This is a genomic window from Gordonia sp. UBA7599 (genome assembly GCA_002477755.1).
In the GTDB taxonomy this organism is placed as follows: domain Bacteria; phylum Actinomycetota; class Actinomycetes; order Mycobacteriales; family Mycobacteriaceae; genus Gordonia.
The window spans coordinates 1-5,671 of sequence record DLKD01000071.1 but is presented as its reverse complement, the minus strand read 5'-3'; the positions used below and the strand labels follow the sequence as shown (position 1 = coordinate 5,671).

At 69.8% G+C, this 5,671-nt stretch carries 9 protein-coding genes and 1 pseudogene; all 10 read right to left on the bottom strand.

Annotated features, from left to right (window positions below; genetic code table 11):
- Positions 1-284, bottom strand: a pseudogene (locus tag B4L26_RS09005) (hypothetical protein); the annotation flags it as partial.
- Between the two features lie 108 nt (positions 285-392).
- Positions 393-641 carry a hypothetical protein gene (locus tag B4L26_RS09000; RefSeq protein ID WP_290718159.1) on the bottom strand — a complete coding sequence of 83 codons (249 nt, stop codon included), beginning with the start codon at positions 639-641 and terminating at the stop codon, positions 393-395.
- Entirely contained in the window at positions 641-1,027 is a 387-nt protein-coding gene (locus tag B4L26_RS08995) for a hypothetical protein (RefSeq protein WP_290718157.1), read from the bottom strand. The genes B4L26_RS09000 and B4L26_RS08995 overlap by 1 nt, the downstream gene beginning before the upstream one ends.
- The gene (locus tag B4L26_RS08990) at positions 1,027-1,341 is read right to left on the bottom strand and encodes a hypothetical protein (RefSeq protein ID WP_290718155.1); all 315 of its coding nucleotides are present in this window, start codon (positions 1,339-1,341) and stop codon (positions 1,027-1,029) included. The genes B4L26_RS08995 and B4L26_RS08990 overlap by 1 nt, the downstream gene beginning before the upstream one ends.
- A complete protein-coding gene (locus B4L26_RS08985) occupies positions 1,341-1,727 on the bottom strand; it encodes a hypothetical protein (RefSeq protein WP_290718154.1) in 387 nt (128 codons plus the stop codon). The genes B4L26_RS08990 and B4L26_RS08985 overlap by 1 nt, the downstream gene beginning before the upstream one ends.
- A gap of 5 nt (positions 1,728-1,732) precedes the next feature.
- Complete coding sequence (locus B4L26_RS08980; protein ID WP_290718152.1) at positions 1,733-2,059, bottom strand: hypothetical protein; 327 nt, start codon at positions 2,057-2,059, stop codon at positions 1,733-1,735.
- 29 nt (positions 2,060-2,088) lie between these two features.
- Entirely contained in the window at positions 2,089-3,021 is a 933-nt protein-coding gene (locus B4L26_RS08975) for a hypothetical protein (RefSeq protein ID WP_290718150.1), read from the bottom strand.
- A gap of 28 nt (positions 3,022-3,049) precedes the next feature.
- A complete protein-coding gene (locus tag B4L26_RS08970; protein ID WP_290718148.1) occupies positions 3,050-3,496 on the bottom strand; it encodes a hypothetical protein in 447 nt (148 codons plus the stop codon).
- 1 nt (position 3,497) lies between these two features.
- Positions 3,498-4,922 (bottom strand): phage protease, encoded by a 1,425-nt coding sequence (locus tag B4L26_RS08965; protein ID WP_290718146.1) that lies wholly within the window; start codon positions 4,920-4,922, stop codon positions 3,498-3,500.
- Positions 4,923-4,951: 29 nt separating this feature from the next.
- On the bottom strand, positions 4,952-5,671 hold a 720-nt coding region (locus B4L26_RS08960; protein ID WP_290718144.1), incomplete at its 5' end, for a phage portal protein family protein.

Below are 5,671 nucleotides of genomic sequence, written 5' to 3'. Positions count from 1 at the left end.
ACGGTGAACCCGGTCTTGAGCTTGCCCTTCTTGAACTTCGACCGGAAGTTCGGGCGGCCGAACGCGTCGTACTCCTTGATCTCGCCGGACGGATCGACGGGGATACCCTTCGGGTCGATCAGCCCGGCCGGAGACCAACCCAGCGCGGCCAGGTCGTCATCCGGCGCGGCGGGGATCATGGCGGCGATGTTGGTCACATCGGCCTTGAGCGCGATCCACACCTCGGCGTCGTCCGGGATCAGGGTCAGGTCGGCGTCGGCCGCATCGTTCAGGGTGATGGTCATCGTTCCCTCCTTCAAGGGCGCTTTTCGTTGCCCCGGGGGGCGCAAAAACCCACCCGGGGATTCGGGTGGGCTGATCAGGTGCGCGCCGGCGAACTGCGGCGCGGTGGGCTACTTCTTCGGACGAAATTCGAGACCCGCGGCAGCGGCGGCCCGGGTCAGCACGCCGTCCTTGGCCTGCTGGTCGGCGGGCACCCGCACCGAAGCGGCAGCACGGTCGGTGGCGTACGTCTCGACCTCGGCGTCGGGTCCGGCCTGGGCAGCGATATGCTTCGCGAGTTCGTTGATCTGGTCGGCGACCATCTCGCGGAGCACTTCCGCGCCGCCCTTGCGGTCGAGCTTGAAACCGGGATCGGCCATCAGACCGTCACCATGCGGGCGACCATCGTCACCAGCACCGACGCCAAGAAGGCCCCGGTGTTCGCGTCCCGGCCGTCGAGGACCACACCCATGTCGGGGGAGACGTGCTCCACGCCGGCCGGCCGAGGCCGGTCCCCGGCGAGCCGCGCCGCAGCCAGCGTGACGACCTCCCGCGCCGCGTCGCGAGCCTCGGCCCACGCCGTCAGCCGGATCGTGTGCCGGGACTTCACCGGCCACCGCGCCGGCCCGCCATCGTCGGCGACGACCAGCAGCGGCCCGTCGTAGACGGTCCAGTCCTCCGGCACGCTCTTGCGCACCTCGGCAGTAACCCGGACGGCCAGCCAGTCGACGGTGGCCGGGATGATGTCAGCCTGTGCCCGGTTCATCAGCCCGCACCCCGCCGGCACGTCAACTGGTATCCGGACAGCTCCGGATCCTCATCGTTGACGTATGCCTCCACGTCGCCGGCGATGCGGTACCAGCGGCCCCGGATCTGCAGCTCACAGGAATGGTCAATGCCGGCAGTGATCGGCATCGTCACGGTGACCATGCCGGTGCCGGCGGTGCGGTCCGCGCCGATGGCTTCCGCGCCACCGGCCGGGTTGACCAGGCATCCGTCGACCGGAACCGGCAGCGACGGCCAGCCGCCGGCACCGTTGTCACCGCGTCGGCGTACCTGCACGGTCTCGGTGCCGAGCATCAGTAGTCACCCACCGGGAAGTTCCACCGCGGCGCCGGGTTGATCGGCAGGCCGAGGAGTTGGCGCTGCCAGTCGGTCAGCGCCAACGAGCCGCCCGGGGAGGCGAGGGTGCCGGATTTGGTGCGCGGCCCTTCGGTGCGCCCGTACTGGGTGTGGCCGGGCCACATACCTGTGGACAGTGCGGTCTTGACGATCTCGATGCTGACGGTCCGGGCGACGCCGAGGCGATCGTCCGGGACATCGTCGAGGCCGGCGCGTTCCCGGAACTCGGTGCGAATGAGCGAGGCGACCGTATCGAAATGCGATGCGGCCGCCTCGCTCTCGGCAGCGGTGAGCGTGCGCCACTGTGCGGCCAGTTGGGCCGGGGTCGCGAACGCTTCCGCCACCGGGGTTACTCGCTCGCGTACTCGGCGATGAGCTCGGCCTTCGTCATCGACTCGGCCAGCTCACGGTCGACACCGCGGGACACGGCGTAGTCGACCCACGCCGCGTGCGACCCCGCCTTCGGCGGCCGCGGCGTCGCGCCGTGCGGCTCCGGGGCCACCGGATGCCCACCGGCCTCGTGCTCGGCCGGGTGCGCGGTGTCACCGAGCGGGGCCAGCGCGCCGGCCTCCAGGAGCCGCTGCTCCTCCGAACCGGTCACCTCGATGGTGTCGCCCTGCCGGTACCGCCGCCAGTTCAGCGGCTCACCACGTTCGTCCCGGTCGGTCACCTCCACAAACAGGAGGGCAGCGAGCCGGTACTCGGTCACGGCGTCACCAGCCCGGTCAGCCAGATCGCGGCCTTCGGCTGGTCCAGGCCCATGACCCGCTTATGCGTGGCGTCCGAACGCCACGTCTCACGCGGGCCACCGTTGGGGCCGTTACCCTCCGGGTACAGGGCGGTGAACTGCAGCGGCCGGGTGTCGGAGTAGAACCCGACGGTGCCGCGTTCCAGGATCAGCGCCTTGTTGACCGGGAAGGTCCGGGACTGGATCACAGACAGGCCGAGCAGGCTGCCCGGGATGGCGCCGGTGTACGCGATGGACTCGTTGGCGACGTTGCCGTTGTAGACCTTGAGGATCTGCTCGTTATCCATCAGGGTCGCCAGCAGCGCGGGGTGCACGACGAGGGTGTCCGGCTGGAAGCCGTAGTACTCGTCAGCAGTCGCCTCGGCTGGCGCGGCGGTGGTGACCTGTTCGATCGCCCGCACGATGTCGGTGCGCGGCTTGCCGCCGACGGCGTCCCAAGCGGTCGACACCGGCAAAGTCGGCACGGCGGCCGACTGCAGCAGGGTCTTCGCCATCCGGTCGTTGGCCCGGATGAAGGTGTTCCGCAGGCCGGTCATCTGCTTGTTGACCGCGTCGATGTCGTTCTCGTCGATCATCTCCTTGGACACCCGGATGCCGAGTGCCTTCTTCACGGCGTACGCCGTGCGGGGGATGCCGAGCTGCCCGGAGCTGACCGGGATCTCGCCGAACTCGGCGACATCCTGCACATCCTGGTCCAGGAACGTCGGATCGCCCTCGCGGTAGGCGATCACGCCGGACGGGTTCGCCCCGGCGTTGCGCAGCAGAGCCTCGCTGATGAACTGATTCTCCATCAGCTCCTTCAGCTTGGTCGGGACGAACAGTGGCTGCTTGACGAGGTCGGAGACGGTGAACCGGTTGCCGTCCGAGACGCTCACGATGCTGGTGCCCATGAGTGGTTTCCTTTCGTGGTCGTGCGGATCAGGCGATCCGGATCAGGCCGGTCGCATTGGCCGCGACTCCGGCGGGTTCGGTGCAGACGCCGACGATGGTGCGGGCGTCCGGGGTCGCGCCGGCAGGGCCGACGGTGCCCGCCGCGGTGGCGACGAGCTTGTCCCCGAAATTCGCGGCAGCGGAGTACTTCACCCGCACCTCGGTGCCGCCGTAGGCGACGGCGACGGTGGTGGGGATCGGCACCGCGGCCACGACCGTGCGGCCGAGCGCATCGGTGGTGTTGGCCGGCGGGAACTGCTCGGGTGCGAGCGCGTCGGTCAGCGCCACACCGAGCACCTTCGTCGAGGCGGCCGCGGCGACGCCGATCCGGCCACCGGCGCGGGCCTCGACGAGCAGGCCGCCGAGGATCGTCTCGCCGGAGGCGGGGGTGAAAGTCTTCGGGCCACCCTGGGTGACCTGCGAGATACCTGCCATGTCAGATGCTCCAGTTCTTGTAGGCCGCGTTGGTGCGGACGTCTTCGGGGTTGTCGGCGACATCGACCGAGTGGCCGAGCTCTCCGACGGGGAACGCCGCCGACGCGGCGAGGGTGTCGAGGATCGACTTGGTGCCGTCGGGGTCCTTACGGGCCGCCGTCTTGTACGCGGCGACGCTGGTCCGCGCGATCTTCCCGGCCTTGAACGCCGCGTCGACCATCTCGTCGGCGGCCCGCTCACGGTCGGCCTTCTCACGCTCACGCGCCGAGGCGATGAACGTCTGCAGGTCGTCCCAGGCGGCAGCGTCGATGGTCACCGTCGCGGTGCCCACGGAAGCGGCGACCTTCTTGGGGTCGTCGGTCTGGTCGTCAGCCGCCGCGGAATCACCGCCGGCCGAGGCGTCTTCGGTTGCCTCATCGGCACCGCCGTCGGCAGCGTCTTCCCCGGCGTCGGCCTGGGCCTTCTTCACCAGCGCTTCCAGCGCTGCGGCGAAGGTGGCGTCGTCGGCCTGGTCGGTGAGACCGAGAACGTCGCGCAGCGCGGCCTTCTGGTCATCGGTGAGCCCGCCGGAGTTGTTCGCGGGCGTGGTATCCGCAGCCATGGCGGACACCTCCTTTCCTGGTCGCCCCGCGTGGATTTCACGCTGGGACTCGGCCCGCGAAGCGAACCGGAGCTTGGAAGCCGCGACCTGCGCGCCGCCCTCAGCAGCGGGGTCAGCGGCAGGGGTCACGTCGTCGTAGCGAACGACGACCGGCACCGTCTCGCCGAACGTGATCGCGTCGGCGCCGTCCTTCGCCGGGTCGATGACCACCGCGACGCGGGCGCGGGTGCCGTCGGAGTCGTCGACGACGATCAGCTGCAGCGGGGCCAGCTGGATCTCCTCGATCCACAGATCCCATCCAGCGGTGTCGTAGTAGGCGCGGCGAATGTCTTCCACCGTGGCGGTGGCGGCGATGGTCTTCGGCATGGTGTCTCCCTTCGCGGCCGCGACGGCGGGCGCGTAATCGGTGGTGGTCCACAGCTCGGCGATGTCGTCGAGGTTCGACAGCGACCCGATCGCCGGTTCGGTAACCCCAAGCAGCGCAAGGCCGGTGATCACGAACGGATGCGTGTGCCCCACGCTGCAGCGGTAGTTCCATTGGCCCTCGATGGACCGCGACGGATAGGCGCTCGCGAGGATCGGGCCGAGCCAGCCCGGCATCCCCGTCAGATCCCCGACCAGCGAACAGTCGTTGACCACCGCCAAGTTGGTGACCCGGCCGATCGCCGGCTGCCCGTCGAACCGCGGGTCGGTGTGCCCGAGCTTGATGACCGGTTCCCGCACCGCCGGGCAGCCCATCGCCGCAACAGCGGCCACGAGGTCATCACGGGTGATCGTCGAGACCCCCGTCGACGCCGACCACTGCCCCGTGCGGGCCAGCTCCACACCCGCGACTCGAGAAAGCGTTGGCGCGGTCACCACAGGTGCCCCTGCCCGGCGGCCACCGGCACGCGGCGCCGCGATGCGGCGATCTCACCGGTCGGCCCGACGCTGGTGTGCTCGCTCAGCGGCACCGCGATCGCCGTCGACGGCAACCCGAGACGCTGACGCACCGACTGCTCGATCGCCTGGTCCGGCGTCAGCAGCCCGGCCTGCACCAGCAGCTGCAGCGCGGCGGCGGTGGCGTCCTGATGCGACCCGATCGGATCGAAAATCAGGCGCGGTGACGGCTCATCGGGGCCCCAGTTCACGTCGACCAGGTCCTCGATGACGTGCGCGGTGAAGATGTCGCGGATCTGCTCGGCGTGGGTCTGCACCGCCTGCACGAACATGTCCGCCTGGACGCTGGCCAGCGCGTAGGAGCCGCCCTTGGACAGGTTCAGGAAGTGCGCCAGACCGGCCAGGCCGATCATCTCGTCGTGATACTCGATCGCCCGCGAGATATCGGGCATGTTGCCCTGGACGCCAAGCAGTTTCATGTCGGCACCGTTGGGCAGGGCACCGCCAGCGTTCTCGCCGGCACGTGCGCCCTGGGCCATCTGCGCCAGCTTCTCGATGTCGGCGTCCGTCGACCCGGGTGCGCCGATGCCGATCGGCAGGCCCATGCCGTTGCGGCGGATCGTCGTCGCCTGAATGCGCAGCAGCTCGTCCTTGAGCAGCCAGTGCTTGTAGCTGGGGCGCAGCAGGGACCGGCC

What these genes read in the sequence shown, in the direction of transcription:
- B4L26_RS09000 (WP_290718159.1), bottom strand. Translation starts at nt 641, where the DNA reads ATGGCCGATCCCGGTTTCAAGCTCGACCGCAAGGGCGGCGCGGAAGTG.
- B4L26_RS08995 (WP_290718157.1), bottom strand. Translation starts at nt 1,027, where the DNA reads ATGAACCGGGCACAGGCTGACATCATCCCGGCCACCGTCGACTGGCTG.
- B4L26_RS08990 (WP_290718155.1), bottom strand. Translation starts at nt 1,341, where the DNA reads ATGCTCGGCACCGAGACCGTGCAGGTACGCCGACGCGGTGACAACGGT.
- B4L26_RS08975 (WP_290718150.1), bottom strand. Translation starts at nt 3,021, where the DNA reads ATGGGCACCAGCATCGTGAGCGTCTCGGACGGCAACCGGTTCACCGTC.
- B4L26_RS08970 (WP_290718148.1), bottom strand. Translation starts at nt 3,496, where the DNA reads ATGGCAGGTATCTCGCAGGTCACCCAGGGTGGCCCGAAGACTTTCACC.